The sequence below is a fragment of the Streptococcus sp. 1643 genome, assembly GCF_006228325.1.
In the GTDB taxonomy this organism is placed as follows: Bacteria; Bacillota; Bacilli; order Lactobacillales; family Streptococcaceae; genus Streptococcus.
The window spans coordinates 681,249-706,779 of sequence record NZ_CP040231.1; the positions used below are offsets into that span (position 1 = coordinate 681,249).

At 42.6% G+C, this 25,531-nt stretch carries 29 protein-coding genes, 2 pseudogenes and 1 other annotated feature; of the genes and pseudogenes, 27 read left to right on the forward strand and 4 right to left on the reverse strand.

Translation table 11 applies throughout. The features are described 5' to 3' along the window. Positions 1–6: 6 nt before the first annotated feature. Both FD735_RS03700 and FD735_RS03705 read right to left on the reverse strand, forming a co-directional pair. On the reverse strand, positions 7–1,089 hold the full coding sequence (locus FD735_RS03700) for a DEAD/DEAH box helicase (RefSeq protein WP_139658507.1): 1,083 nt from the start codon (positions 1,087–1,089) through the stop codon (positions 7–9). Further along, the gene (locus FD735_RS03705; RefSeq protein ID WP_139658508.1) at positions 1,086–2,063 is read right to left on the reverse strand and encodes a Gfo/Idh/MocA family protein; all 978 of its coding nucleotides are present in this window, start codon (positions 2,061–2,063) and stop codon (positions 1,086–1,088) included. The genes FD735_RS03700 and FD735_RS03705 overlap by 4 nt, the downstream gene beginning before the upstream one ends. Before the next feature lie 155 nt (positions 2,064–2,218). Here FD735_RS03705 and FD735_RS03710 point away from each other — a divergent pair, with 155 nt between their 5' ends. From FD735_RS03710 to rpmA, 4 genes are all read left to right on the forward strand, one after another. Next, a complete protein-coding gene (locus FD735_RS03710; protein WP_139658511.1) occupies positions 2,219–2,914 on the forward strand; it encodes a YoaK family protein in 696 nt (231 codons plus the stop codon). A 54-nt stretch (positions 2,915–2,968) separates the two neighbouring features. After that, positions 2,969–3,088 (forward strand) — a sequence feature (ribosomal protein L21 leader region). A 34-nt stretch (positions 3,089–3,122) separates the two neighbouring features. After that, entirely contained in the window at positions 3,123–3,437 is a 315-nt protein-coding gene (rplU, locus tag FD735_RS03715; protein ID WP_000109137.1) for a 50S ribosomal protein L21, read from the forward strand. Between the two features lie 15 nt (positions 3,438–3,452). Continuing rightward, a complete protein-coding gene (locus FD735_RS03720; RefSeq protein WP_000613705.1) occupies positions 3,453–3,797 on the forward strand; it encodes a ribosomal-processing cysteine protease Prp in 345 nt (114 codons plus the stop codon). A gap of 16 nt (positions 3,798–3,813) precedes the next feature. After that, positions 3,814–4,107, forward strand: coding sequence for a 50S ribosomal protein L27 (rpmA, locus tag FD735_RS03725; protein WP_000916509.1), 294 nt, complete (start codon positions 3,814–3,816; stop codon positions 4,105–4,107). 166 nt (positions 4,108–4,273) lie between these two features. Here rpmA and FD735_RS09905 read toward each other — a convergent pair. Next, positions 4,274–4,348: pseudogene (locus FD735_RS09905) on the reverse strand (AraC family transcriptional regulator); the annotation flags it as partial. On the opposite strand from FD735_RS09905, the gene FD735_RS03730 reads away from it, so the two are divergent. From FD735_RS03730 to FD735_RS03810, 17 genes are all read left to right on the forward strand, one after another. After that, a complete protein-coding gene (locus FD735_RS03730) occupies positions 4,341–5,249 on the forward strand; it encodes a LysR family transcriptional regulator (protein WP_049479174.1) in 909 nt (302 codons plus the stop codon). The pseudogene FD735_RS09905 and the gene FD735_RS03730 overlap by 8 nt on opposite strands. Beyond that, positions 5,246–5,713 (forward strand): signal peptidase II, encoded by a 468-nt coding sequence (lspA, locus tag FD735_RS03735; RefSeq protein ID WP_000745683.1) that lies wholly within the window; start codon positions 5,246–5,248, stop codon positions 5,711–5,713. The genes FD735_RS03730 and lspA overlap by 4 nt, the downstream gene beginning before the upstream one ends. Then, positions 5,697–6,596, forward strand: coding sequence for an RluA family pseudouridine synthase (locus FD735_RS03740; protein WP_000403230.1), 900 nt, complete (start codon positions 5,697–5,699; stop codon positions 6,594–6,596). The genes lspA and FD735_RS03740 overlap by 17 nt, the downstream gene beginning before the upstream one ends. A 101-nt stretch (positions 6,597–6,697) precedes the next feature. After that, positions 6,698–7,807 (forward strand): glutamate 5-kinase, encoded by a 1,110-nt coding sequence (proB, locus tag FD735_RS03745; RefSeq protein ID WP_000875730.1) that lies wholly within the window; start codon positions 6,698–6,700, stop codon positions 7,805–7,807. A 9-nt stretch (positions 7,808–7,816) separates the two neighbouring features. After that, positions 7,817–9,079 (forward strand): glutamate-5-semialdehyde dehydrogenase, encoded by a 1,263-nt coding sequence (locus tag FD735_RS03750; protein ID WP_139658513.1) that lies wholly within the window; start codon positions 7,817–7,819, stop codon positions 9,077–9,079. 3 nt (positions 9,080–9,082) lie between these two features. Further along, entirely contained in the window at positions 9,083–9,880 is a 798-nt protein-coding gene (proC, locus tag FD735_RS03755) for a pyrroline-5-carboxylate reductase (protein WP_076984474.1), read from the forward strand. Between the two features lie 120 nt (positions 9,881–10,000). Then, on the forward strand, positions 10,001–10,639 hold the full coding sequence (tmk, locus tag FD735_RS03760; protein ID WP_076984475.1) for a dTMP kinase: 639 nt from the start codon (positions 10,001–10,003) through the stop codon (positions 10,637–10,639). After that, positions 10,636–11,526, forward strand: a complete 891-nt coding sequence (locus FD735_RS03765; RefSeq protein WP_076984476.1) for a DNA polymerase III subunit delta' — start codon at positions 10,636–10,638, stop codon at positions 11,524–11,526. The genes tmk and FD735_RS03765 overlap by 4 nt, the downstream gene beginning before the upstream one ends. A gap of 36 nt (positions 11,527–11,562) precedes the next feature. Beyond that, positions 11,563–11,880: a DNA replication initiation control protein YabA gene (gene yabA, locus FD735_RS03770; protein ID WP_000358229.1), complete on the forward strand. Its 318-nt coding sequence runs from the start codon at positions 11,563–11,565 to the stop codon at positions 11,878–11,880. Between the two features lie 2 nt (positions 11,881–11,882). Beyond that, positions 11,883–12,761: a 16S rRNA (cytidine(1402)-2'-O)-methyltransferase gene (gene rsmI, locus FD735_RS03775; protein ID WP_001166866.1), complete on the forward strand. Its 879-nt coding sequence runs from the start codon at positions 11,883–11,885 to the stop codon at positions 12,759–12,761. Between the two features lie 133 nt (positions 12,762–12,894). Beyond that, positions 12,895–14,229, forward strand: coding sequence for a methylenetetrahydrofolate--tRNA-(uracil(54)-C(5))-methyltransferase (FADH(2)-oxidizing) TrmFO (gene trmFO / locus FD735_RS03780; RefSeq protein ID WP_000083706.1), 1,335 nt, complete (start codon positions 12,895–12,897; stop codon positions 14,227–14,229). 83 nt (positions 14,230–14,312) lie between these two features. Beyond that, positions 14,313–15,050: a UMP kinase gene (gene pyrH, locus FD735_RS03785; RefSeq protein ID WP_139658516.1), complete on the forward strand. Its 738-nt coding sequence runs from the start codon at positions 14,313–14,315 to the stop codon at positions 15,048–15,050. A 7-nt stretch (positions 15,051–15,057) separates the two neighbouring features. Next, positions 15,058–15,615 carry a ribosome recycling factor gene (gene frr, locus FD735_RS03790; protein ID WP_001262235.1) on the forward strand — a complete coding sequence of 186 codons (558 nt, stop codon included), beginning with the start codon at positions 15,058–15,060 and terminating at the stop codon, positions 15,613–15,615. A 59-nt stretch (positions 15,616–15,674) separates the two neighbouring features. After that, complete coding sequence (gene cvfB / locus FD735_RS03795) at positions 15,675–16,529, forward strand: RNA-binding virulence regulatory protein CvfB (protein WP_009730017.1); 855 nt, start codon at positions 15,675–15,677, stop codon at positions 16,527–16,529. A gap of 11 nt (positions 16,530–16,540) precedes the next feature. Then, complete coding sequence (locus FD735_RS03800) at positions 16,541–17,146, forward strand: GrpB family protein (protein ID WP_042902395.1); 606 nt, start codon at positions 16,541–16,543, stop codon at positions 17,144–17,146. Continuing rightward, on the forward strand, positions 17,143–17,358 hold the full coding sequence (locus tag FD735_RS03805) for a YozE family protein (protein ID WP_001232084.1): 216 nt from the start codon (positions 17,143–17,145) through the stop codon (positions 17,356–17,358). Before FD735_RS03800 ends, FD735_RS03805 begins: the two co-directional genes overlap by 4 nt. An 80-nt stretch (positions 17,359–17,438) precedes the next feature. Then, positions 17,439–18,425, forward strand: a complete 987-nt coding sequence (locus FD735_RS03810) for a PhoH family protein (protein ID WP_139658518.1) — start codon at positions 17,439–17,441, stop codon at positions 18,423–18,425. A 50-nt stretch (positions 18,426–18,475) separates the two neighbouring features. On the opposite strand, the gene ald is transcribed toward FD735_RS03810, so the two are convergent. Then, positions 18,476–19,588, reverse strand: a complete 1,113-nt coding sequence (gene ald, locus FD735_RS03815; RefSeq protein WP_139658520.1) for an alanine dehydrogenase — start codon at positions 19,586–19,588, stop codon at positions 18,476–18,478. Positions 19,589–19,764: 176 nt separating this feature from the next. Between ald and FD735_RS03825 the strand changes: the two genes are divergently transcribed. The 6 genes and pseudogenes from FD735_RS03825 (at position 19,765) to FD735_RS03845 (ending at position 25,437) form a co-directional block, all read left to right on the forward strand. Next, the gene (locus FD735_RS03825; RefSeq protein ID WP_139658521.1) at positions 19,765–20,334 is read left to right on the forward strand and encodes a GNAT family N-acetyltransferase; all 570 of its coding nucleotides are present in this window, start codon (positions 19,765–19,767) and stop codon (positions 20,332–20,334) included. A 66-nt stretch (positions 20,335–20,400) separates the two neighbouring features. After that, positions 20,401–21,051 carry a helix-hairpin-helix domain-containing protein gene (locus FD735_RS03830; protein WP_139658522.1) on the forward strand — a complete coding sequence of 217 codons (651 nt, stop codon included), beginning with the start codon at positions 20,401–20,403 and terminating at the stop codon, positions 21,049–21,051. After that, positions 21,035–23,266 carry a DNA internalization-related competence protein ComEC/Rec2 gene (locus tag FD735_RS03835; RefSeq protein WP_139658523.1) on the forward strand — a complete coding sequence of 744 codons (2,232 nt, stop codon included), beginning with the start codon at positions 21,035–21,037 and terminating at the stop codon, positions 23,264–23,266. Before FD735_RS03830 ends, FD735_RS03835 begins: the two co-directional genes overlap by 17 nt. Before the next feature lie 149 nt (positions 23,267–23,415). After that, a pseudogene (locus FD735_RS09910) lies at positions 23,416–23,630 on the forward strand (hypothetical protein). Between the two features lie 32 nt (positions 23,631–23,662). Next, on the forward strand, positions 23,663–24,256 hold the full coding sequence (locus FD735_RS03840; RefSeq protein WP_139658524.1) for an ATP-binding cassette domain-containing protein: 594 nt from the start codon (positions 23,663–23,665) through the stop codon (positions 24,254–24,256). Continuing rightward, a complete protein-coding gene (locus FD735_RS03845; RefSeq protein WP_139658525.1) occupies positions 24,253–25,437 on the forward strand; it encodes a hypothetical protein in 1,185 nt (394 codons plus the stop codon). Before FD735_RS03840 ends, FD735_RS03845 begins: the two co-directional genes overlap by 4 nt. Positions 25,438–25,531: the final 94 nt, after the last annotated feature.

Consider the following 25,531-nt stretch of genomic DNA (forward strand, 5'->3'; position numbering starts at 1 on the left):
CCAACCTTATTTGATATAGAGTTCTTGATTTTTTAGGACAATTTCACGAACACTTGCGAATTTCTTGAGTTTTTTAAGTTCTTCAGGATGGGTTACCAGAGTGATAACATAGCCTTCTTTGCCCATGCGACCTGTACGGCCAGCGCGGTGAGTGTATGTTTCGATATCTCTAGGAACATCAAAGTTTACGACACATTCTAGGCTATCAATGTCAATTCCACGAGCCAGAAGGTCAGTTGCAAGGAGCAGGGTTAGTTGCTTATCTTTAAACTTTTCTAAGATGACTTTTCGAAATTTCACATTGACATCACTAGCGAGGGAGACAGCCAAGATATCGCGATACTGTAGTTTTTCTTCTGCACTTCCAAGGTCTGACAAACTATTAAAGAAGACCAGACCACGGAAATCCTCTACATGTGCTAGTTTTCGTAGCATGTCCACTCGGTGACGTTGGTCTACCTGCATGTAGAAGTGTTGGATGTTGTCCAGTCTTTGACCAGAGAGATCAATGGTGCGCGTGTTTGGTGCAATATTTTCTTGGTCAAACTTGGTCGTCGCACTCATGTAGATGAGTTGGTGGTCACGAGGTGCGTAGTGAGTGATTTTCTCGACAAAGTGAATCTGAGAATCATCGAGCAATTGGTCAAATTCATCCAGGATGATGGTTTCCACATTCATCATCTTGATTTTTTTCAATTTAATCAACTCAAAGATACGGCCAGGGGTCCCAATCAGAATTTCTGGTCCTTTTTTAAGGCGTTCAATCTGGCGTTTCTGACTTGAGCCTGATAGGAAGAGTTGAGCAGTCAAGCCGATAGCCTCTGCCCACGTTTTACACACGTCAAAAATCTGTCCAGCTAGTTCTGTATTTGGTGCTAGAATCAAGAGTTGCTGGGCTTTTTTCTTTTTTAGTCTGAGAAGACTTGGGAGTAAATAAGCTAGCGTCTTACCAGTTCCTGTTGGGCTCACTCCCAGTAGGTTTTCTCCAGCGAGGATGGGTTCAAATAGTTGAATTTGAATGGGGGTAAATTCCTGGAAACCGAGTTGGACGCTCAGTTCTTGCCATTCAGTAGGTAGTTTGGTTTTCATTTTTCTGCCTCAAATCTAATGCCAGATGACTGGCGCATGGTATGTAATAGGTCATGAACAGAACCTGCATCATCCAGCCAGTTCTGGTAAAGTGTCTGGTTTGGTTTCTGGATCATCTGTGCAAATGCTGCGACTTCCTCAGTCATCGTATGAGGAGCTTGTTGGATAGGGAGCTGGATTTGATTTCCTTGGTGGTCGCTAAAAATAGCTGAGCGGACATGTTCAATCGTGTTAAGGGTCAAGGTTCCATCTGCTGTGTAAATCTCACAAGGAAGATTGGAAGTGATGTTTTTCCCAGCCTTGATATGAACTTGAAATTCTGGGTAGAAGAGGATACCATCACCATTTAAGTCAATGCTATTGTCAAGCTGTTGAGCATGGTAAGTTGCGTCCTGAGCCTTTCCAAAGAGGCGAACGGCAGCGTAGAGAGGATAAATCCCCAAATCCATAAGGGCTCCACCAGCAAAACGATCTGAAAAGACATTTGGCGTCTGCCCAGCCAACAAATCCGGCATCTTGGAAGAATACTTGGCATAGTTGAAATCTGCTCCCAACACTTGCTTGTCTGCCAAAAAATTCTTGATAGTGGTAAAAGCTTCCTCGTGGTAGTTTCGTGCTGCTTCAAAGAGAAAACAATGATTTTTCTCAGCTGTCTGTCTCAAATCCAGCCACTCTTGTGGCTGAGTGACAGCTGGTTTTTCAAGAATGACGTGCTTACCAGCAGATAAGGCAGCCTTGGCTTGAACAAAATGCAAGGAGTTTGGACTGGCGATATAGACCACATCAAAGGAAGACTTAAAGAAGTCTTCTAATTGATCAAAGAGTTGGGTATTTTCATAGCGAGAAGCAAAGGTTGCGGCAGTTTCTAGTTTTCTAGAATAGACTGCAACCAGCTGGTATTCTCCGCTAGCATGGGCTGCTTCTATGAAATGGTGGCTGATAGCCCCTGTTCCGATGACACCTAATTTAAGCATAAATACTCCTTTTTCGACTTCAAATCCTTCCTTCATTATAACATAGAAAAGAAGGACTATCCAACAGATGGTAAAAATTTTCAAATGGGCTACGAATTTCTTGGAGAAAGTGGTACAATATTTAGATAAGTAGATGAAATGAGAAGGGGGAGAAAATGAGATTATTACCAATAAGGAAAATATCACGTCAGTCTAAGCGACTAGCGCTTTTTTTGACTTTTTGTGCAGGATATGTCGATGCTTATACTTTTATCGTGCGAGGGAATACCCTTGTCGCTGGACAGACTGGGAATGTCGTTTTTCTTTCTGTAGGACTCATTCAACAAAATGTATCGGATGCTAGTGCTAAAGTAATGACCTTGCTTTTCTTTATGATGGGTGTCTTTTTTCTGACATTGTATAAGGAAAAACTACGAATTGTTAAAAAGCCGATTTTGTCCTTGATTCCTCTTGCAGTCCTGTCCCTAATTATAGGCTTTGTGCCGCAAACGGTTGATAATATCTATCTCGTACCGCCCTTGGCCTTTTGTATGGGTCTGGTGACAACTGCTTTTGGAGAAGTGTCAGGTATTGCCTATAATAATGCTTTTATGACAGGGAATATCAAACGTACCATGTTGGCCTTTGGAGATTATTTCCGGACCAAGCATACGCCTTTCCTACGAGAGGGCTTGATTTTTGTTAGCTTGCTTAGCAGTTTTGTCTTCGGAGTTGTTTTTTCAGCTTATTTGACGATTTATTATCAGGAGAAGACAATTCTAGGTGTTCCTCTTATGATGAGTATCTTTTACTTCAGTATGCTTTTTGCTTCTTGGAAAAAAAAGGGAAAGAAAAAGCTTAAATTTGATTGATTTCGCTTGTAAGAAAAAAGAAGATATGCTATACTTGAAGAGTTGACTATGCACAATCCTGTGCAACCGCACGAACATCGTTGCTCATCGTATAACAAATTTAAACTTTGTTATACTTAGAGCTCTTCTTTTAAGTGGTTCGTCCCACGATGCTAGGCGAGTCTTCACAAAAATACGGGGAAACCCTAAAAATCATAGGAGGTGCATAATGAGCACATACGCAATTATCAAAACTGGCGGAAAACAAGTTAAAGTTGAAGTTGGTCAAGCAATCTACGTTGAAAAATTGAACGTTGAAGCTGGTCAAGAAGTTACTTTTAACGAAGTTGTTCTTGTTGGTGGTGAAAACACTGTTGTCGGAACTCCACTTGTTGCTGGAGCTACTGTAGTTGGAACTGTTGAAAAACAAGGAAAACAAAAGAAAGTTGTTACTTACAAGTACAAACCTAAAAAAGGTAGTCACCGTAAACAAGGTCACCGTCAACCATATACAAAAGTTGTCATCAACGCGATCAACGCTTAATTTTAAGGAGAACACATGATACAAGCAGTCTTTGAGAGAGCCGAAGATGGCGAGCTGAGGAGTGCGGAAATTACTGGACACGCCGAAAGTGGCGAATACGGCTTAGATGTCGTGTGTGCATCGGTTTCTACGCTTGCCATTAACTTTGTCAATTCCATTGAGAAATTTGCAGGCTATGAACCAATCTTAGAATTAAACGAAGATGAAGGTGGCTATCTAAAGGTTGAAATACCAGCGGATCTTCCTTCACACCAGAGAGAAATGACGCAGTTATTCTTCGAATCATTTTTCTTAGGTATGGCAAACTTATCGGAGAACTCTTCTGAGTTCGTCCAAACCAGAGTTATCACAGAAAACTAACACGGAGGAAAACATTATGTTAAAAATGACTCTTAACAACTTGCAACTTTTCGCCCACAAAAAAGGTGGAGGTTCTACATCAAACGGACGCGATTCACAAGCGAAACGTCTTGGAGCTAAAGCAGCTGACGGACAAACTGTAACAGGTGGATCAATCCTTTACCGTCAACGTGGTACACACATCTATCCAGGTGTAAACGTTGGACGTGGTGGGGACGATACTTTGTTCGCTAAAGTTGAAGGCGTAGTACGCTTTGAACGTAAAGGTCGCGATAAGAAACAAGTTTCTGTTTACCCAATCGCAAAATAAAAAGGTTCAGTGAACCTTTTTATCCCGAGCCTTAAAATGAAAAGGCGAGGAAGCTAGAACTAGCATAAAATTAGGCTTTCCGAGTTTTCGGAGAGCCTATTTTTTTGTTTTGATACCCATTTTGAATTTAATAGAGAATAGTTAGATTTAAACTTGCGATGGACACTTTTTTCTTTTTTGGAAAAATTCTGAAATATGGTATAATGAACAGATAGAGAAGTTGGGGGTAAAAGATGAACATTCAACAATTACGCTATGTTGTGGCCATTGCCAATAGTGGTACTTTCCGTGAAGCTGCTGAAAAGATGTATGTTAGTCAGCCGAGTCTGTCTATTTCTGTGCGCGATTTGGAAAAAGAGCTAGGCTTTAAGATTTTTCGTCGGACGAGTTCGGGGACTTTCTTAACCCGTCGTGGTATGGAATTTTATGAGAAAGCACAAGAGTTAGTCAAAGGCTTTGATGTTTTTCAAAATCAGTATGCCAATCCTGAGGAAGAAAAGGATGAATTTTCCATTGCCAGCCAGCACTATGACTTCTTGCCACCAACCATTACGGCCTTTTCAGAGCGCCATCCTGACTATAAGAACTTTCGTATTTTTGAGTCTACCACAGTTCAAATTTTAGACGAAGTGGCTCAAGGACATAGTGAGATTGGGATTATCTACCTCAACAATCAAAATAAAAAGGGCATCATGCAACGGGTTGAAAAGCTTGGTTTAGAAGTTATTGAATTAATTCCTTTCCAGACTCACATTTATCTTCGTGAAGGGCATCCTTTAGCACAGAAAGAGGAATTGGTCATGGAGGACCTAGCGGATTTACCAACGGTTCGGTTTACTCAGGAAAAGGATGAGTATCTATACTATTCAGAGAACTTTGTCGACACCAGCGCGAGCTCGCAGATGTTCAATGTGACCGACCGTGCTACTTTGAATGGTATTTTGGAGCGGACAGATGCCTATGCGACTGGATCTGGATTTTTAGATAGTGACAGTGTTAATGGCATCACAGTCATTCGTCTCAAGGATAATCTAGATAATCGCATGGTCTACGTCAAACGGGAAGAGGTGGAGCTTAGCCAAGCTGGGACTCTTTTCGTTGAGGTTATGCAAGAATATTTTGATCAAAAGAGGAAATCATGAAAAAAAGAGGAATAGTAGCAGTCATTGTACTGCTTTTGATTGGGCTGGATCAGTTGGTCAAAAATTATGTTGTCCAGCAGATTCCACTGGGTGAAGTTCGTTCGTGGATCCCCAATCTCGTTAGCTTGACCTATCTGCAAAATCGTGGGGCAGCCTTCTCCATGCTGCAAGATCAGCAGTGGTTATTTGCTGTCATTACACTGGTCGTCATGGTAGGTGCCATTTGGTATCTACATAAACACATGGAGGATTCTCTCTGGTTGGTTTTTGGACTGACCTTGATAATCGCGGGAGGTCTGGGCAACTTTATCGACAGAATGAGTCAAGGTTTTGTGGTGGATATGTTTCACCTAGACTTTATCAACTTTGCGATTTTCAATGTTGCTGACAGCTATTTGACAGTTGGTGTGATTGTTTTATTGATTGCAATGCTTAAAGAGGAAGTAAATGGAAATAAAAATTGAAACTGGTGGGCAACGTCTAGACAAGGCTCTGTCAGATCTGACAGAATTGTCACGCAGTCTCGCGAATGAACAAATCAAGGCTGGACAAGTTTTGGTGAATGGGCAAGTAAAGAAAGCCAAATACACTGTCCAAGAGGGGGATATCGTCACCTACCATGTGCCAGAACCGGAGGTTTTAGAGTATGTGGCTGAGGATATTCCGCTAGAAATCGTCTACCAAGATGAGGATGTAGCCGTTGTTAACAAACCTCAAGGGATGGTGGTTCATCCCAGCGCCGGTCATACTAGCGGAACCTTGGTCAATGCCCTCATGTACCATATCAAGGACTTGTCAGGTATCAATGGGGTTCTCCGACCGGGTATTGTTCATCGCATAGACAAGGACACGTCTGGTCTCCTTATGATTGCTAAGAATGATGAGGCCCACTTAGCACTCGCTCAAGAACTCAAGGATAAGAAGTCTCTCCGCAAATACTGGGCGATTGTTCATGGCAATCTTCCCAATGATCGTGGTGTGATTGAAGCTCCGATTGGTCGTAGTGAAAAAGATCGTAAGAAACAGGCAGTGACTGCTAAAGGGAAGCCAGCAGTGACTCGTTTTCAAGTCTTGGAACGCTTTGGAGATTATAGTTTGCTAGAGTTGCAACTGGAAACAGGGCGTACTCACCAAATCCGTGTTCATATGGCTTATATTGGCCATCCAGTCGCTGGTGATGAAGTCTATGGTCCTCGTAAGACACTGAAGGGACATGGGCAATTTCTCCATGCTAAGACTCTAGGCTTTACTCATCCGAGAACAGGTGAAACCTTGGAGTTCACAGCAGATATTCCAGAGATTTTTAAAGAAACGCTGGAAAGATTGCGTAAAACTGAGAATAGATAAAAGAGTTGAGATGCCTTGTCTCAACCTTTTTCATTTCAAGTCTTTTCCATTTTAAAGTATTCATGTTATAATGGATAAATATGAAGAATCGGAGTGAGAATATGAAGTACAAACGAATCGTCTTTAAGGTAGGGACTTCCTCCTTGACAAATGAAGACGGGAGTTTATCAAGGAGTAAAGTAAAGGCAATTACCCAGCAATTGGCTATGCTACATGAAGCTGGACATGAGTTGATTTTAGTGTCATCTGGGGCAGTTGCCGCTGGATTTGGAGCTTTGGGTTTTAAAAAACGTCCGACCAAGATTGCAGATAAACAAGCTTCGGCTGCAGTTGGTCAGGGACTTTTGTTGGAGGAATACACAACCAACCTCCTCATGCGCCAGATCGTTTCTGCACAAATCTTGCTGACACAGGATGATTTTGTAGATAAGCGTCGCTATAAGAATGCCCACCAGGCCTTGTCTGTATTGCTTCATCGTGGTGCAATCCCCATCATCAACGAGAATGACAGTGTCGTTATTGATGAGCTCAAGGTGGGTGATAATGACACTCTGAGTGCCCAGGTAGCGGCGATGGTCCAAGCAGACCTTTTAGTTCTCTTGACGGATGTGGACGGTCTCTATACCGGAAATCCCAACTCAGATCCAACAGCCAAACGTTTGGAGAAAATCGAGACTATCAATCGTGAGATTATTGATATGGCTGGTGGAGCAGGTTCGTCAAACGGTACTGGGGGTATGTTGACAAAAATCAAAGCTGCAACTATTGCGACGGAGTCAGGTGTGCCAGTCTATATCTGCTCTTCCATGAAATCTGATGCCTTGATTGAAGCAGCAGAGGAGACCAAGGATGGATCCTTCTTTGTTGCGCAAGAGAAGGGACTTCGTACCCAGAAACAATGGCTGGCCTTCTATGCTCAAAGTCAGGGAACGATTTGGGTAGATGGTGGAGCTGCAGAGGCACTTTCAAAAAACGGGAAAAGTCTCCTTTTATCGGGTGTGGTAGAAGTGGAAGGAAACTTCTCTTACCACGATATTGTAACAGTAGCAGATAAAGAAACAGGTCAATCTCTTGGAAAGGGACGTGTCCAATTTGGTGTCTCAGCCCTAGAAGATATGCTCCGTTCTCAAAAAGCTAAGGGAGTCTTGATTCACCGTGATGACTGGATTTCCATCACTCCTGAAATCCAGCTGCTCTTTACAGAATTTTAGAGGTGAACGATGGTAAGTACACAAGAACAATTCGAACAGGTACAGGCTGTTAAGAAATCAATCAATACTGCCAGTGAAGCAGTGAAAAACCAAGCCTTGCTAGCTATGGCTGATTATTTATTGGCAGCTACTGAGGAGATTTTAGAGGCCAATGCCCTCGATATGGCAGCGGCCAAGGGGAAAATCTCAGATGTCATGCTAGACCGTCTTTATTTGGATGAGGGACGTATAGAAGCGATGGCAAGAGGGATTCGTGAAGTGGTTGCTTTACCAGATCCTATTGGTGAGGTCCTAGAGACAAGTCATCTTGAAAATGGCTTGGTAATCACCAAAAAACGTGTGGCTATGGGGGTTATTGGTATTATCTATGAAAGCCGTCCAAATGTGACGTCTGATGCGGCTGCTTTGGCTCTCAAAAGTGGCAATGCGGTCGTTCTTCGTAGTGGTAAGGACGCCTACCAAACAGCTCATGCTATTGTCACAGCCTTAAAGAAGGGCTTGGAGACGACGATCATCCATCCAGAGGTGATTCAACTGGTGGAAGATACTAGTCGTGAAAGTAGCTATGCTATGATGAAGGCCAAGGGTTATCTAGACCTTCTTATTCCTCGTGGAGGTGCTGGCTTGATCAATGCCGTGGTTGAAAATGCTATCGTACCCGTTATCGAGACAGGAACTGGGATTGTACATGTCTATGTGGATAAGGATGCCGATGAAGACAAGGCTCTGTCTATCATTAACAATGCTAAAACCAGTCGTCCTTCTGTCTGCAATGCTATGGAGGTCTTGCTGGTTCATGAAGACAAGGCAGCACGTTTTCTTCCTCGCTTGGAGAAAGTGCTGGTTACAAGTCGGAAAGAAGCTGGACTGGAACCAATTCAATTCCGCTTGGATGAGAAAGCAAGTCAGTCTCTTTCAGGTCGAGCAGCTGAGGCGCAAGACTTTGACACTGAGTTTTTAGACTATGTCCTAGCTGTTAAGGTCGTGAGTAGTTTAGAAGAAGCGGTTGTGCATATTGAAGCCCACAGTACCCATCATTCGGATGCCATTGTGACGGAAAATGCTGAAGCGGCAGCCTACTTTACAGATCAAGTGGATTCAGCAGCGGTTTATGTCAATGCCTCAACGCGTTTCACTGATGGAGGTCAATTTGGTCTTGGATGTGAGATGGGGATTTCTACTCAGAAACTGCATGCGCGTGGGCCTATGGGCTTGAAAGAGTTGACCAGCTACAAGTATGTGGTTACTGGTGACGGACAGATAAGGGAGTAAGAGATGAAGATTGGATTTATCGGTTTGGGGAATATGGGAGCTAGCTTGGCTAAGGCTGTTGTGCAGGCCAAGACGGGTGCTCAGATTCTCCTTGCCAATCGTAGTCAAGCAAAAGTAGATGCTTTCATTGTCAACTTTGGTGGTCAGGCTTCCAGCAATGAAGAAATCTTCGCAGAAGCAGATGTGATTTTTCTAGGAGTAAAGCCTGCGCAGTTTTCTGAACTGCTTGCTCAATATCAGACCATCCTTGAAAAAAGAGAGAGTCTTCTTTTGATTTCCATGGCAGCTGGATTGACTTTGGAAAAACTAGCTAGTCTTATCCCAAGTCAACATCGTATCATTCGCATCATGCCCAATACTCCAGTGGCTATCGGTCAAGGGGTGATTAGTTATGCCATGTCAGCAAACTGTCTTGCTGAGGACGGTGAACTCTTTTGTCAGCTTTTATCCAATGCGGGTCTATTGGTTGAGCTTGGGGATGACTTAATTGATGCGGCGACAGGTCTTGCAGGTTGTGGGCCAGCCTTTGTCTACCTCTTTATCGAGGCTTTGGCAGATGCAGGTGTTCAGTCAGGATTGCCACGAGAAACGGCTTTGAAAATGGCAGCCCAAACAGTAGTTGGAGCTGGACAAATGGTTCTGGAAAGTCAGCAACATCCTGCGGTCTTGAAAGACCAAGTTTGCAGTCCAGGTGGTTCGACTATCGCTGGTGTAGCAAGTCTGGAAGAACATGCCTTTAGAGGTACCGTCATGGACGCAGTTCAGCAAGCCTACAAACGAACACAAGAATTAGGTAAATAAGAGGTTGGGTGACTCCCAGCCTCTTTTATGGTCGATTGAATGGAGAAGACGCAAAAAGATTGTCACAAAAATCTATTTTTTTGATAGAATAGAAGATAGTAAAAAAGAAATGAGTTAGACATGTCAAAAGGATTTTTAGTCTCTTTTGAGGGACCAGAGGGAGCAGGAAAGACCAGTGTTTTAGAGACTCTACTCCCAATTTTAGAGGAAAAAGGAGTAGAAGTGTTGACGACCCGTGAACCTGGCGGAGTCTTGATCGGGGAGAAGATTAGGGAAGTGATTTTGGATCCAAGTCATACGCAGATGGATCCTAAAACAGAGCTTCTTCTCTATATCGCCAGTCGCAGACAGCATTTGGTAGAAAAAGTTCTTCCAGCACTTGAAGATGGCAAGTTGGTCATTATGGACCGCTTCATCGATAGTTCTGTTGCTTATCAGGGATTTGGCCGTGGCTTGGATATTGATGCCATTGATTGGCTCAATCACTTTGCGACAGATGGACTTAAACCCGATTTGACACTCTATTTTGACATCGAGGTGGAAGAGGGGCTGGCTCGCATTGCTGCTAATAGTGACCGCGAGGTCAATCGTTTGGACTTGGAAGGCTTGGACTTGCACAAGAAAGTCCGTCAAGGCTACCTTTCTCTTCTGGACAAAGAAGGAAATCGCATTGTCAAGATTGATGCGAGTCTTCCTTTGGAGCAAGTTGTGGAAACGACCAAGGCTGTCTTGTTTGACAGAATGGGCTTGGCTAAATGAAACAAGAACAACTAAAAGCTTGGCAGCCAGACCAGTTTGACCGCTTTGTCCGTATCCTAGAACAAGATCAGCTCAATCACGCCTATCTCTTTTCAGGTTTCTTTGGAAGCTTGGAAATGGCGCAGTTTTTGGCTAAGAGCCTCTTTTGTAGGGATAAAGTAGGCGTTTTGCCGTGTGAGAAATGCCGAAACTGTAAGCTGATTGAACAGGAAGAATTCCCCGATGTTACCTTGATTAAGCCAGTCAATCAGGTCATCAAGACAGAACGCATTCGGGAATTGGTGGGTCAGTTTTCTCAAGCAGGGATTGAAAGTCAGCAGCAGGTCTTTATTATTGAGCAGGCGGAGAAAATGCATCCTAACGCGGCTAATTCTCTGCTCAAGGTCATCGAAGAACCCCAGAGTGAAGTTTACATTTTCTTCTTGACCAGCGATGAGGAAAAAATCTTGCCAACAATCCGTAGTCGGACCCAGATTTTCCATTTTAAAAAGCAAGAAGAAAAGCTCATCCATCAATTAGAACAAGCAGGTCTGGTCAAGAAAAAAGCAACTCTCTTAGCCCAGTTTTGTCAATCACGTGCTGAAGCTGAAAAGTTGGTCAATCAGGCTAGTTTTTGGACCTTGGTGGATGAGAGCGAACGCCTGCTGACCTGGTTATTAGCTAAGAAAAAAGAGAGTTATTTGCAAGTTGCGAAATTAGCCAGCTTGGTAGATGACAAGGAAAAACAAGATCAGGTCTTGCGAATCCTCGAAGTCCTCTGTGGGCAGGATCTCTTGCAAGCAAGGATTCGACAGATTCTACAAGATTTACTAGAAGCTAGAAAAATGTGGCAGGCTAATGTCAGCTTTCAAAATGCTATGGAATATCTGGTCTTGAAAGAAATATAAACTCAATGAAGGATAAAGAAAGGAAAGGGCTGGTTTATGGACAAAAAAGAATTATTTGACGCGCTGGATGATTTTTCCCAACAGTTACTGGTGACCTTGGCCGATGTGGAAGCCATCAAGAAAAATCTCAAGAGCCTGGTAGAGGAAAATACAGCTCTTCGCTTGGAAAATAGTAAGTTGCGCGAACGCTTGGGCGAGGTGGAAGCAGATACTCCCGTCAAGGCTAAGCATGTTCGTGAAAGCGTCCGTCGAATCTATAAGGACGGTTTTCACGTATGTAATGATTTTTATGGACAACGCCGAGAGCAGGACGAGGAATGTATGTTCTGTGACGAGTTGTTGTACAGGGAGTAGGCATGCAGATTCAAAAAAGTTTTAAGGGACAATCTCCATATGGCAAACTTTATCTAGTGGCAACGCCGATTGGCAATCTAGATGACATGACCTTTCGTGCCATTCAGACCTTGAAAGAAGTGGACTGGATTGCAGCTGAGGACACGCGCAATACAGGACTTTTGCTCAAGCATTTTGACATTTCCACCAAGCAGATTAGTTTTCACGAGCACAATGCCAAGGAAAAAATTCCTGATTTGATTGGTTTCTTGAAAGCAGGCCAAAGTATCGCTCAGGTATCCGATGCGGGTCTGCCTAGTATCTCGGACCCTGGTCATGATTTGGTTAAGGCAGCTATTGAGGAAGAAATTGCAGTAGTGACAGTTCCGGGTGCCTCTGCAGGGATTTCTGCTTTGATTGCCAGTGGTTTAGCTCCACAACCACATATCTTTTACGGTTTCTTACCGAGAAAATCAGGCCAGCAAAAGCAATTTTTCGACTTAAAAAAAGATTACCCAGAAACTCAGATTTTCTACGAATCGCCCCACCGTGTATCAGATACATTGGAAAATATGCTAGAAGTCTACGGTGACCGCTCGGTAGTCTTGGTCAGGGAATTGACCAAAATCTATGAAGAATACCAACGAGGAAAGATTTCAGAGCTACTAGAAAGTATTGCTGAAACGCCACTCAAGGGTGAATGCCTTCTCATCGTTAAAGGCGCAAGTCAGGATGTGGAGGAAAAGGACGAGGAGGACTTGTTTTCAGAAATCCAATCTCGTATCCAGCAAGGCATGAAGAAAAATCAAGCCATTAAGGAAGTTGCGAAACTCTACCAGTGGAATAAAAGCCAACTCTACGCTGCCTACCACGAATGGGAAGAAAATCAAGAAAATGACTAAACAGGGAAGTTTGCCATCTTCCCTTTTTTTGTTATACTAGTAGAAGAAAAATTAGAAAGATTTGTGGGTGTCAAACAGTCTAGTAGCTTGTTTTGATATGAACTTAGGTTCCACCCAAAGAGGTATTAGTGTCGTGTCTCAATCTTATATCAATGTTATCGGTGCTGGTTTGGCAGGTTCTGAAGCAGCTTACCAAATCGCAGAACGCGGTATTCCAGTTAAACTTTATGAAATGCGTGGGGTCAAGTCAACACCTCAGCACAAAACAGACAATTTTGCTGAATTGGTTTGTTCCAATTCCTTACGTGGGGATGCTTTGACCAATGCAGTTGGGCTTCTCAAGGAAGAAATGCGTCGCTTGGGTTCTGTTATCTTGGAATCTGCTGAAGCTACACGTGTTCCTGCTGGTGGAGCCCTTGCGGTGGACCGTGATGGTTTCTCTCAAATGGTGACTGAAAAAGTGGCTAATCACCCCTTGATTGAAGTGGTTCGTGATGAAATTACAGAATTGCCGACTGATGTTATTACAGTTGTCGCTACTGGTCCTTTAACCAGCGATGCCCTAGCTGAAAAGATTCATGCCCTTAATGACGGTGATGGTTTCTATTTCTACGATGCGGCGGCGCCGATTATCGATGTCAATACCATCGATATGAGCAAGGTCTATCTCAAGTCTCGTTATGACAAGGGAGAAGCAGCCTACCTCAATGCCCCTATGACCAAGCAAGAATTTATGGATTTCCATGAAGCATTGATCAATGCGGAAGAAGCCCCGCTCAATTCGTTTGAAAAAGAAAAGTACTTTGAAGGTTGTATGCCTATCGAAGTCATGGCTAAGCGTGGCATTAAAACCATGCTTTATGGTCCGATGAAGCCAGTCGGTTTGGAGTATCCAGACGATTATACAGGCCCTCGTGACGGGGAGTTCAAAACACCGTATGCAGTTGTCCAGCTTCGTCAGGACAATGCGGCTGGTAGCCTCTACAATATCGTTGGTTTCCAAACCCACCTCAAATGGGGAGAACAAAAGCGTGTCTTCCAAATGATTCCAGGTCTTGAAAATGCTGAGTTTGTCCGTTATGGGGTCATGCATCGCAATTCTTATATGGATTCACCAAATCTTCTTGAACAGACTTACCGTTCTAAGAAACAACCAAACCTCTTCTTTGCTGGTCAAATGACGGGTGTAGAAGGCTATGTTGAGTCAGCAGCTTCAGGCTTGGTTGCAGGTATTAACGCAGCTCGTCTCTTTAAGGGTGAAAGTGAAGCTATCTTCCCAGAGACCACAGCGATTGGAAGTCTGGCTCATTACATCACTCACGCTGATAGCAAACATTTCCAACCAATGAACGTCAATTTCGGGATTATCAAGGAATTGGAAGGCGAGCGTATCCGTGATAAGAAGGCTCGTTATGAAAAAATTGCAGAGCGTGCTCTTACCGACTTAGAGGAATTTTTAACGGTCTAATTTTTTTCAAAGAATTGCTCATGATACTATAAAAATCTTAGAAATTGTGATAAAATAGGTAGGATAAAAAAAGGAGAGTAAAAATGGCGAACCCCAAGTATAAACGTATTTTAATCAAGTTATCAGGTGAAGCCCTTGCCGGTGAACGTGGCGTAGGGATTGATATCCAAACAGTTCAAACAATCGCAAAAGAGATTCAAGAAGTTCATAGCTTAGGTATCGAAATTGCCCTTGTTATTGGTGGAGGAAATCTCTGGCGCGGAGAACCTGCTGCAGAAGCAGGAATGGACCGCGTTCAGGCTGATTACACTGGAATGCTTGGGACCGTGATGAATGCTCTTGTGATGGCAGATTCATTGCAACAAGTTGGTGTCGATACGCGTGTACAAACAGCCATTGCCATGCAACAAGTGGCAGAACCTTATGTACGTGGACGTGCTCTTCGCCACCTTGAAAAATGCCGTATTGTTATCTTTGGTGCTGGTATTGGTTCACCTTACTTCTCAACAGATACAACAGCAGCCCTTCGTGCAGCTGAAATCGAAGCGGATGCCATCCTTATGGCTAAAAATGGCGTAGACGGTGTTTACAATGCCGATCCTAAGAAAGACAAAACTGCCGTTAAGTTTGAAGAATTGACCCACCGTGACGTTATCAATAAAGGTCTTCGTATCATGGACTCAACAGCTTCAACTCTCTCTATGGACAACGACATTGACTTGGTTGTCTTCAATATGAACCAACCAGGCAACATCAAACGTGTCGTATTTGGTGAAAATATCGGAACAACAGTTTCAAACAATATCGAAGAAAAGGAATAAGAAAATTATGGCTAATGCAATTGTAGAAAAAGCAAAAGAGAGAATGACCCAGTCTCACCAATCACTTGCTCGTGAATTTGGAGGTATCCGTGCCGGTCGTGCCAACGCAAGCTTGCTAGACCGTATCCACGTAGAATACTATGGAGTTGAAACTCCTCTTAACCAAATCGCTTCAATTACTATTCCAGAAGCGCGTGTCTTGTTGGTAACACCATTTGACAAGTCTTCATTGAAAGACATCGAACGTGCCTTGAACGCTTCTGATCTTGGTATTACACCAGCTAATGACGGTTCTGTGATCCGCTTGGTTATCCCAGCTCTTACAGAAGAAACTCGTCGTGACCTTGCCAAAGAAGTGAAGAAGGTCGGTGAAAATGCTAAAGTGGCTGTCCGCAATATCCGTCGTGATGCTATGGATGAAGCTAAGAAACAAGAAAAAGCAAAAGAAATCACTGAAGACGAATTGAAGACTCTTGAAAAAGATATTCAAAAAGTAACAGACGATGCTGTGAAACACATCGACGACATGACTGCCAATAAAGAAAAAGAAATCTTGGAAGTCTAAAAATAAACAGAAAAACTCAGTTGGCATTGCTGGCTGAGTTTTATTCGAAAGAAGGAAATATGAATACAAATCTTGCAAGTTTTATCGTTGGACTCATCATCGATGAAAATGACCGTTTTTACTTTGTGCAAAAGGATGGTCAGACCTATGCTCTTGCTAAAGAAGAAGGTCAACATACAGTAGGGGATACGGTCAAAGGTTTTGCCTACACGGATATGAAGCAAAAACTCCGCTTGACCACTCAAGAAGTTACTGCGACTCAGGACCAATTTGGTTGGGGAACCGTAACAGAAGTTCGAAAGGACTTGGGTGTCTTTGTCGATACCGGTCTACCTGATAAGGAAATCGTTGTGTCACTCGATATCCTCCCTGAGCTCAAGGAACTCTGGCCTAAGAAAGGTGATAAACTTTACATCCGTCTTGAAGTGGACAAGAAAGACCGAATCTGGGGACTTTTGGCGTATCAGGAAGACTTCCAACGTCTGGCTCGTCCTGCCTACAACAACATGCAGAACCAAAACTGGCCAGCCATTGTTTACCGTCTCAAGCTATCAGGGACCTTTGTCTATCTGCCAGAGAATAACATGCTTGGTTTCATTCACCCAAGTGAGCGCTACGCAGAGCCACGTTTGGGGCAAGTGTTAGATGCGCGTGTAATTGGTTTCCGTGAAGTGGATCGTACCTTGAACCTCTCCCTCAAACCACGTTCCTTTGAAATGTTGGAAAATGATGCCCAGATGATTTTGACCTACTTGGAAAGCAATGGCGGTTTCATGACCTTAAATGATAAGTCATCTCCTGAAGACATCAAGGCAACCTTTGGCATTTCTAAAGGTCAGTTCAAGAAAGCACTCGGTGGCTTGATGAAGGCTGGTAAAATCAAGCAAGATCAGTTTGGGACAGAGTTGATTTAAACCTTATAGACATGATAAAGAAACTTGAAGAAATGAGTTTAGAGGAACTCTGGCAACTTTTTCCTATTTTTCTAGTAGAGCATAAGTCAGAGTGGAAAGACTGGTATGAATCGGAAAAAACAAGTCTGAAAAAAATATTGGGTGCAAATGTTATTAAAAGAATAGAACATATCGGTAGCACTGCTATCCCTAATATTTGGGCCAAAAATATCGTTGATATTCTGCTAGAAGTAGGTAGAATAGAGGATTTAGCAAGAGTCAGGGATTTATTGGTGAAGAATGGTTGGCTAGTGATGTCGGAGAGTCCTAACAGGATTTCGCTAAATAAAGGATATACAGAGCAGGGATTTGCTGAGAACGTTTTTCATCTACATTTGCGAATGACGGGAGATCATGACGAGATTTATTTTAGAGATTATCTCTGCCAGCATCCAGATATTGCCCAAGCGTATCAGGAATTAAAACTAAGTTTGTGGAAACAATTTGAACACAATCGAGACGCCTATACAGATGCGAAAACGGATTTTATAAACCACTACGTTTCAGAGGCTAAGTCCAGTAATTTTCAAGAATCAGAAAAGTGTCATCAAAAAACTCTTGATAGGAGAAAGAATTGAGAAAATCATTTTACACTTGGCTCATGACCGAGCGCAATCCTAAAAGTAATAGCCCCAAAGCCATTTTGGCAGATCTCGCTTTTGAGGAGTCAGCTTTTCCAAAACACACGGATGATTTTGATGAGGTGAGTCGCTTTTTGGAGGAGCATGCCAGCTTCTCTTTTAACCTAGGAGACTTTGACGCCATCTGGCAAGAATACTTAGAACACTAGAGACAATGAGATGAGGCTAGTATTTTATTGTTCTCTTTGCTATAATAAAAAGAAATAAACGGATTAGAGAGGTTCTTTATTTGAAGGAACATTCAATAGACATTCAACTAAGTCACCCAGATGACTTGTTCCATCTTTTTGGTTCCAATGAGCGCCATCTTCGTTTGATGGAAGAAGAGCTCGATGTGGTGATTCATGCCCGTACGGAAATTGTCCAGGTTATCGGAGAAGAGTCTGCCTGTGAGGAAGCCCGTCAGGTTATCCAAGCATTGATGGTTTTGGTGAATAGAGGAATAACGGTTGGCACGCCAGATGTGGTGACTGCGATTAGCATGGTCAAAAACGATGAAATCGACAAGTTTGTCGCCCTTTACGAAGAAGAAATTATCAAGGACAATACTGGGAAACCGATCCGTGTCAAAACCTTGGGTCAAAAGCTTTATGTGGACAGTGTCAAACAGCATGATGTGACCTTTGGAATCGGACCTGCAGGGACAGGGAAGACCTTTCTTGCAGTGACCTTGGCAGTAACTGCCCTTAAACGTGGGCAGGTCAAGCGGATTATCCTTACTCGTCCAGCAGTGGAAGCAGGTGAGAGTCTAGGATTTCTTCCAGGTGATCTCAAGGAGAAGGTGGATCCTTATCTTCGACCAGTTTACGATGCCTTGTATCAGATTCTCGGCAAAGATCAGACGACCCGTCTCATGGAGCGTGAAATTATCGAAATCGCGCCTCTTGCCTACATGCGTGGGCGGACCTTGGACGATGCTTTTGTCATTCTCGATGAGGCACAAAATACGACCATCATGCAGATGAAGATGTTCCTGACTCGTTTAGGCTTTAATTCCAAGATGATTGTCAATGGAGATATCAGCCAGATTGACCTGCCACGTAATGTTAAATCCGGTTTGATTGATGCTCAAGAAAAGCTCAAGAACATTCACCAAATCGACTTTGTTCATTTTTCAGCCAAGGATGTGGTTCGCCATCCAGTTGTCGCTCAGATTATCCGAGCTTATGAACCGGCTCCAGTTAAGGTTGAAGAAAAGAATCAAGAAACAGAATAGCAAAAAAGCAGTTCAGATGTGAACTGCTTTTTTTTAATGAGTGTCTAGCTTTAAACAAGTTCGTCGATAGACGTGTGCTCTTTATCGAGGCCTTGAGCAACTGGGAGGCTAGTTAAGTAACCTTGATAAGTGGTCACACCTTGACGCAAGCCCTCATCTTCAGCAATTGCTTGTGCGAATCCTTTGCCAGCAAGAGCTTCGATATAAGGAAGAGTGACATTGGTTAGGGCGATGGTTGAAGTACGGGCAACCGCACCAGGGATATTGGCAACGGCATAGTGGAGAACACCGTGTTTTTCATAGACGGGTTCATCGTGTGTTGTCACACGGTCAGCTGTCTCGATAACGCCACCTTGGTCAACGGCAACGTCAACAATGACAGAGCCTGGACGCATTTGTTTGACCATCTCTTCTGTCACCAATTTTGGTGCTTTGGCACCAGGGATGAGAACTGCACCAATCACCACATCAGCATCTCTCACACTTGCTTCGATGTTGAATGAATTAGACATAAGAGTTTGGATTTGGTTTCCAAAGACTTCTTCTAGAACTGAGAGACGCTTCGCACTGATATCTAAAATAGTCACTTGAGCACCAAGACCAAGGGCGATGCGGGTAGCATGTGTACCGACGACACCACCACCGATGATGGTTACTTTTCCTTTTGGAACACCTGGTACACCACCAAGTAGAACACCAGAGCCACCAGCTTGCTTAGTAAGGAAGTGGGCTCCGATTTGAACAGCCATACGACCTGCAACCTCACTCATAGGAACGAGGAGCGGTAGTTGTCCTTGATTGTCACGAACAGTTTCATAGGCAATTCCTGTTGTTTTTGCTGCTAGCATGGCATCTGCTAATTCTGGAGCAGCGGCCATGTGCAAGTAGGTGAAGAGGAGAAGATCGTCGCGCAGATAACCATATTCAGAAGCTAGTGGTTCTTTTACTTTCACGACCAACTCGGCAGCCCAGGCTTCGGCAGCAGTAGCGACAATCTCAGCTCCTTGCTTTTGATAGTCTGCATCAGTAAATCCTGAACCGAGACCAGCATTTGTTTCGATGAGAACACGATGTCCACGGCTGACTAAACTATGGACGCCAGCAGGAGTGAGGGCAACGCGGTTTTCGTTATTTTTAATTTCTTTTGGGATTCCGATTAACATAGAGATAACCTACCTTTCAATTGACGGGATTGTTTTAGTTGTCACATTTCAGTTCATAAATCAAAAATGTGATGGTTTTATTGTATATGAAACCGCTTCAAAAATCAAGAAAAACTTGTCATCCAAATTTATTTATGCTAGACTAGTGAGAATCAAGCTCTAATGGAGGGAAAAGTATGGAATCAATATTTGTGAAATTTGTCCAGTATCCATCTATAGAAACGGAGCGTTTATTGCTCCGACCTGTAACCTTGGACGATGCAGAAGCTATGTTTGAGTATGCCTCAGACAGAGAAAATACACGCTATACTTTTCCAACAAATCAAAGCTTAGAAGAAACCAAGAACAACATCGCTCAGTTCTACTTGGCTAATCCCTTGGGACGGTGGGGAATCGAACTAAAAAGCAATGATCAGTTTATTGGAACTATTGATTTGCACAAGATTGATCCCATTCTCAAAAAAGCAGCTATTGGTTACATTATCAACCAAAAGTATTGGAATCAAGGATTGACGACAGAAGCCAATCGTGCCGTGATTGAGCTGGCTTTTGAGAAGATTGGAATGAACAAGTTGACCGCTCTTCATGACAAAGACAATCCCGCATCTGGCAAGGTCATGGAGAAATCAGGTATGCGTTTTTCCCACGAAGAACCCTATGCCAGAATGGATAATAAAGAACCAGGTCGAATCATCACAAGAGTTCATTATGTCTTGACTAAGGAAGACTATTTTGCAAATAAATAAGCAGTTGAAAAGAAATTTTCGACTGTTTTTTCTTTCTCTTGCGAATAACTTAAGAGAGGAGTAAATATGGAAGCAATTATCGAGAAAATCAAAGAGTATAAAATCATTGTCATCTGTGCTGGTTTGGGTTTGGCCTTGGGAGGATTTTTCCTACTAAAGCCATCTACACAGACACCTGTGAAAGAAACAAACTTGCAAGCTGAAGTCTCGGCCGTTTCAAAGGATTCATCTTCTGAAAAAGAAGTCAAGAAGGAAGAAAAGGAAGAGTCTGCTGAACAAGATATAATAACAGTAGATGTCAAGGGTGCTGTTAAATCGCCAGGGATTTATGATTTACCAGTTGGGAGTCGTGTTCATGATGCTGTTCAGAAGGCAGGTGGCTTGACAGAGGAAGCAGATAGTAAATCGCTCAATCTCGCTCAGAAAGTCAGTGACGAGGCTCTTGTCTATGTTCCAACTAAGGGAGAAGAAGCGGCTAGTCAGCAGGCTGCCTCTGGAACGACTCCTTCGACAAGTAAAGATAAGAAGGTCAACCTAAATAAAGCTAGTCTGGAAGAACTAAAACAGGTCAAAGGCTTGGGAGGAAAACGAGCCCAGGATATTATTGATCATCGTGAGGCAAATGGCAAATTCAAGTCGGTAGATGAATTAAAGAAAGTCTCTGGTATTGGCGCTAAGACCATAGAAAAGCTAAAAGATTATGTCACAGTGGATTAAGAATTTCCCTATCCCCCTAATCTATCTGAGTTTTCTATTGCTCTGGCTTTACTACGCCATTTTTGGAGCGTCCTATCTCGCACTGCTAGGTTTTGTTTTTTTGCTCGTCTGTCTCTTTTTCCAATTTCCTTGGAAATCGGCTGGAAAAGTTCTAGCGATTTGTGGAGTTTTTGGATTTTGGTTTCTGTTTCAAACTTGGCAACAAAGTCAAGCTAGTCAAAACCTAGTGGATTCTGTTGAAAGGGTACGGATTTTGCCTGACACTATTAAGGTCAATGGAGATAGTCTATCCTTTCGGGGCAAGGCTGAGGCTCACACCTTCCAAGTTTACTATAAACTCCAGTCCGAGGAAGAGAAAGAGCTCTTTCAGACCTTAACAGACCTTCATGAGATTGAACTAGAAGGAAAACTTTCGGAACCCGAAGGGCAGAGGAATTTTGGTGGCTTTAACTACCAAGCCTATCTGAAGACTCAAGGAATTTACCAAACTTTGACTATCAAGAGTATCCAGTCAATGAAACAGGTTAGCAGTTGGGATATAAGAGAAAATCTGTCTAGTTTACGTCGAAAGGCTGTAGTTTGGATTAAGACGCACTTTCCAGACCCTATGCGCAACTACATGACAGGTCTTCTTTTAGGACATTTGGACACGGACTTTGAGGAGATGAATGAGCTTTATTCCAGTCTTGGAATTATCCATCTATTTGCCTTGTCAGGTATGCAAGTGGGCTTCTTTATGGATGCCTTTAAGAAACTCCTCTTGCGATTGGGCTTGACCCAAGAGAAGTTGAAGTGGCTAACTTATCCCTTTTCTCTTATCTATGCAGGTCTGACAGGATTTTCAGCTTCAGTCATTCGCAGTCTCTTGCAAAAGTTACTGGCCCAACATGGTATTAAGGGTTTGGATAATTTTGCCTTGACGGTCCTTGTCCTTTTTATCATTATGCCAAACTTTTTCCTAACTGCAGGAGGAGTCTTGTCCTGCGCTTATGCTTTTATCTTGACCATGACTAGCAAAGAAGGCGATGGGATCAAGGTAGTTGCCAGAGAAAGTTTGGTCATTTCTTTGGGAATATTGCCCATTCTATCCTTCTATTTTGCAGAATTTCAGCCTTGGTCTATCCTTTTGACCTTTGTCTTTTCCTTTCTGTTTGATGTGGTTTTCTTGCCGCTTTTGTCCATCTTATTCATTCTGTCTTTTATTTACCCAGTCACTCAGTTTAACTTTGTCTTTGAGTGGTTGGAGAACATCATTCGCTTGGTATCGCAGCTGGCAAGCAGGCCTCTGGTCTTTGGTCAACCCAACGCATGGCTGTTGATTCTACTGTTAGTTTTATTAGCCTTGGTCTATGACATGAGGAAAAACATCAAAAGACTAGCAGGATTCAGTCTCTTTATTGTGGGGCTCTTTTTCCTGACCAAACACCCACTGGAAAATGAAATCACCTTGCTGGATGTAGGGCAAGGTGAAAGCATTTTTCTACGTGATATGGCTGGTAAAACCATTCTCATAGATGTGGGAGGTAAAGCAGAATCTGACAAGAAAATCCAAGCTTGGCAGGAAAAGGCGACGACCAGCAATGCCCAGCGTACCTTGATTCCCTATCTTAAAAGTCGAGGAGTAGATAAGATTGACCAGCTAATTTTGACCAATACAGACAAGGAACATGTTGGTGATTTGCTGGAGGTGACCAAGGCTTTCCATGTTGGGGAGATTTTAGTATCAAGAGGAAGTCTGACACAGAAGGAATTTGTAGCGGAACTAGAAGCAAGTCAAAACAAGGTACGTAGTGTGACAGCTGGGGAGAATTTCCCGATTTTTGGCAGTTACTTAGAAGTCCTATCTCCAAGGCAGATTGGAGATGAGGATCGTGATGGTTCTCTGGTTCTTTATGGAAAACTTTTGGATAAGCACTTTCTCTTCACAGGAAATTTGAAAGAGAAGGATCTTCTAAAGCAATACCCTGACTTAGAGGTGGATGTCCTGAAAGCAGGCCAACATGGTGCTAAAACATCATCAAATCCAACTTTCCTAGAAAAACTCAAACCAGAAATTACTCTTATTTCAGTTGGAAAGAACAATCGTGCGAAACTCCCCCATCAGGAAACCTTGACACGACTAGAAATCATCAAGAGTAAGATTTACCGAACTGACCAGCAAGGGGCTATCCGCTTTACAGGGTGGAATAGTTGGCAGATTGAAAGTGTTCGTTAGGAAGAAAAGGTGTTATATATTAGTAAAATAAACAAATAATCTGTTGCATAATAATGAGAAAAACGATATAATGAAAGCGTCTTCAGTACTAATGATACAAATGCAATGATAACCATGAAAAATCAGTAAAACCCGTTTTATTAGCTAGTTTGTTATCTGTTGGTCTTTTTCAGTCCAGTGTATCTGCTGTAACAGTCACTAAAAAATATTGGTATGATTGGAATACTATGTGGGAATATAGTACTAACTATCACAACCATCAATACATTTCTATCCCGTTATGGTCTATTCTGAGTGTAAAATTGGTTCTGGCTGGAATTACGATCGTTATGAAGTCATAAACTACTACAGCGGAAACTATTAATCGTTAAAAATTGAGAAAAATGAGGGCTGGCTATGTTAACTCTTACTCATGTTACCTTAAAAACGCGACAAGTCATCTTGCAAGATGCGGATTTCACCTTTAAAAAAGGTAAGATTTATGGCCTTCTTGCTATCAATGGCTCTGGAAAGACGACCCTGTTCCGAGCTATTAGCAAGTTGCTTCCCCTTAGTAGTGGACATATCGCAGCCCCTCCTTCTTTGTTTTATTATGAGAGCGTTGAATGGCTGGATGGAAACTTAAGTGGGATGGACTACCTTCGTCTTATAAAAAACATCTGGAAGTCAGCCCTGAACTTGAGGGATGAAATCGCCTACTGGGAAATGTCTGACTATATCAGTCTTCCCATCCGCAAGTATTCCTTAGGGATGAAGCAACGCTTGGTGATTGCTATGTATTTCCTCAGTCAGGCGAAATGCTGGCTCATGGATGAGATTACAAATGGCTTAGATGAGTATTATCGACAGAAGTTTTTTGATAGACTGGCACAAATCGATAGAAAAGAACAGCTGGTTCTTTTGAGTTCCCACTACAAAGAGGAGTTAATGGAGATTTGCGATAGCATCGTAACCATTCGTCAGGGGCAGATAGAAGAGGTTCCGTTATGAAAGATATTAGCCTATTTTTATTAAAGAAAGTTTTCAAAAGTCGTTTAAACTGGATTATCTTACTTTTATTTGCATCTGTACTCGGTGTTACCTTTTATTTAAATAGTCAGACTGCAAACTCACACAGCTTGGAGAGCGAGTTGGAAACCCGTCTTGTAAAAGATGAGAGAATCATCAATGAAAATGAAGCGAAGCTTTCCCAAATGTCTGACACCAGCTCGGAGGAATACCAGAGTGTTAAAAGAAATTTAGAATTGCAAAAAAATCTTTTAACGCAAGAGAAAGAAATTCTAACTTTACTAAAAGAAGGGCGCTGGAAAGAAGCCTATTATTTGCAGTGGCAAGATGAAGAGAAGAATTATGAAGTTATGTCAAATCAACCGACTTCTAGCTCTGAATTAAAAATGGCGAGCGACCGCCAACGGAAGATTTACCAAGCCCTGTATCCCTTGAACATAAAAGCACATACTTTGGAGTTTCCGACCCACGGGATTGATCAGATTGTCTGGATTTTAGAGGCTATCATCCCAACCTTGTTTGTGATTGCTATTATTTTTATGCTAACACAACTGTTCGCAGAAAGATATCAAAATCATCTCGATACAGCTCAGTTATATCCTTTTTCAAAAGTGACATTTGCCATGTCCTCTCTTGGAGTTGGGGTGAGTTATGTAACCGTGCTGTTTATCGGAATCTGTGGATTTTCTTTTCTAGTGGGAAGTCTGATAAGTGGTTTTGGACAGTTAGATTATCCCTACCCATTCTACAGCTTGACAAATCAAGAGGTAACTATTGGGAAGATACAAGATGTGTTACTTCCTAGCTTGCTATTAGCTTTCTTAGCCTTTATCGTCGTTGTGGAAGTCGTTTACTTGATTGCTTACTTTTTCAAGCAAAAAATGCCTGTCCTCTTTCTTTCCCTCATTGGGATTGTTGGCTTATTGTTTGGTATCCAAACGATCCAGCCTCTTCAGAGTATTGCACATCTGATTCCCTTTACTTACTTGCGTTCAGTAGAGATTTTATCTGGAAGATTACCTAAGCAGATTAATAATGTCGATCTACATTGGAGCATGGGGATGGTCTTACTTCCTTGCCTGATTATCCTTTTGTTAGTGGGGATTCTATTTATTGAAAGATGGGGAAGTTCACAGAAAAAAGAATTTTTTAATAGGTCTTAGCGTCCCTATACGGAAGATGAGGAAAAAACTAACACAGAGAGGGAACCGGAATGGTTCTCTCTTTTTGATGCGGACATCAAGAAGAAAACAGAAA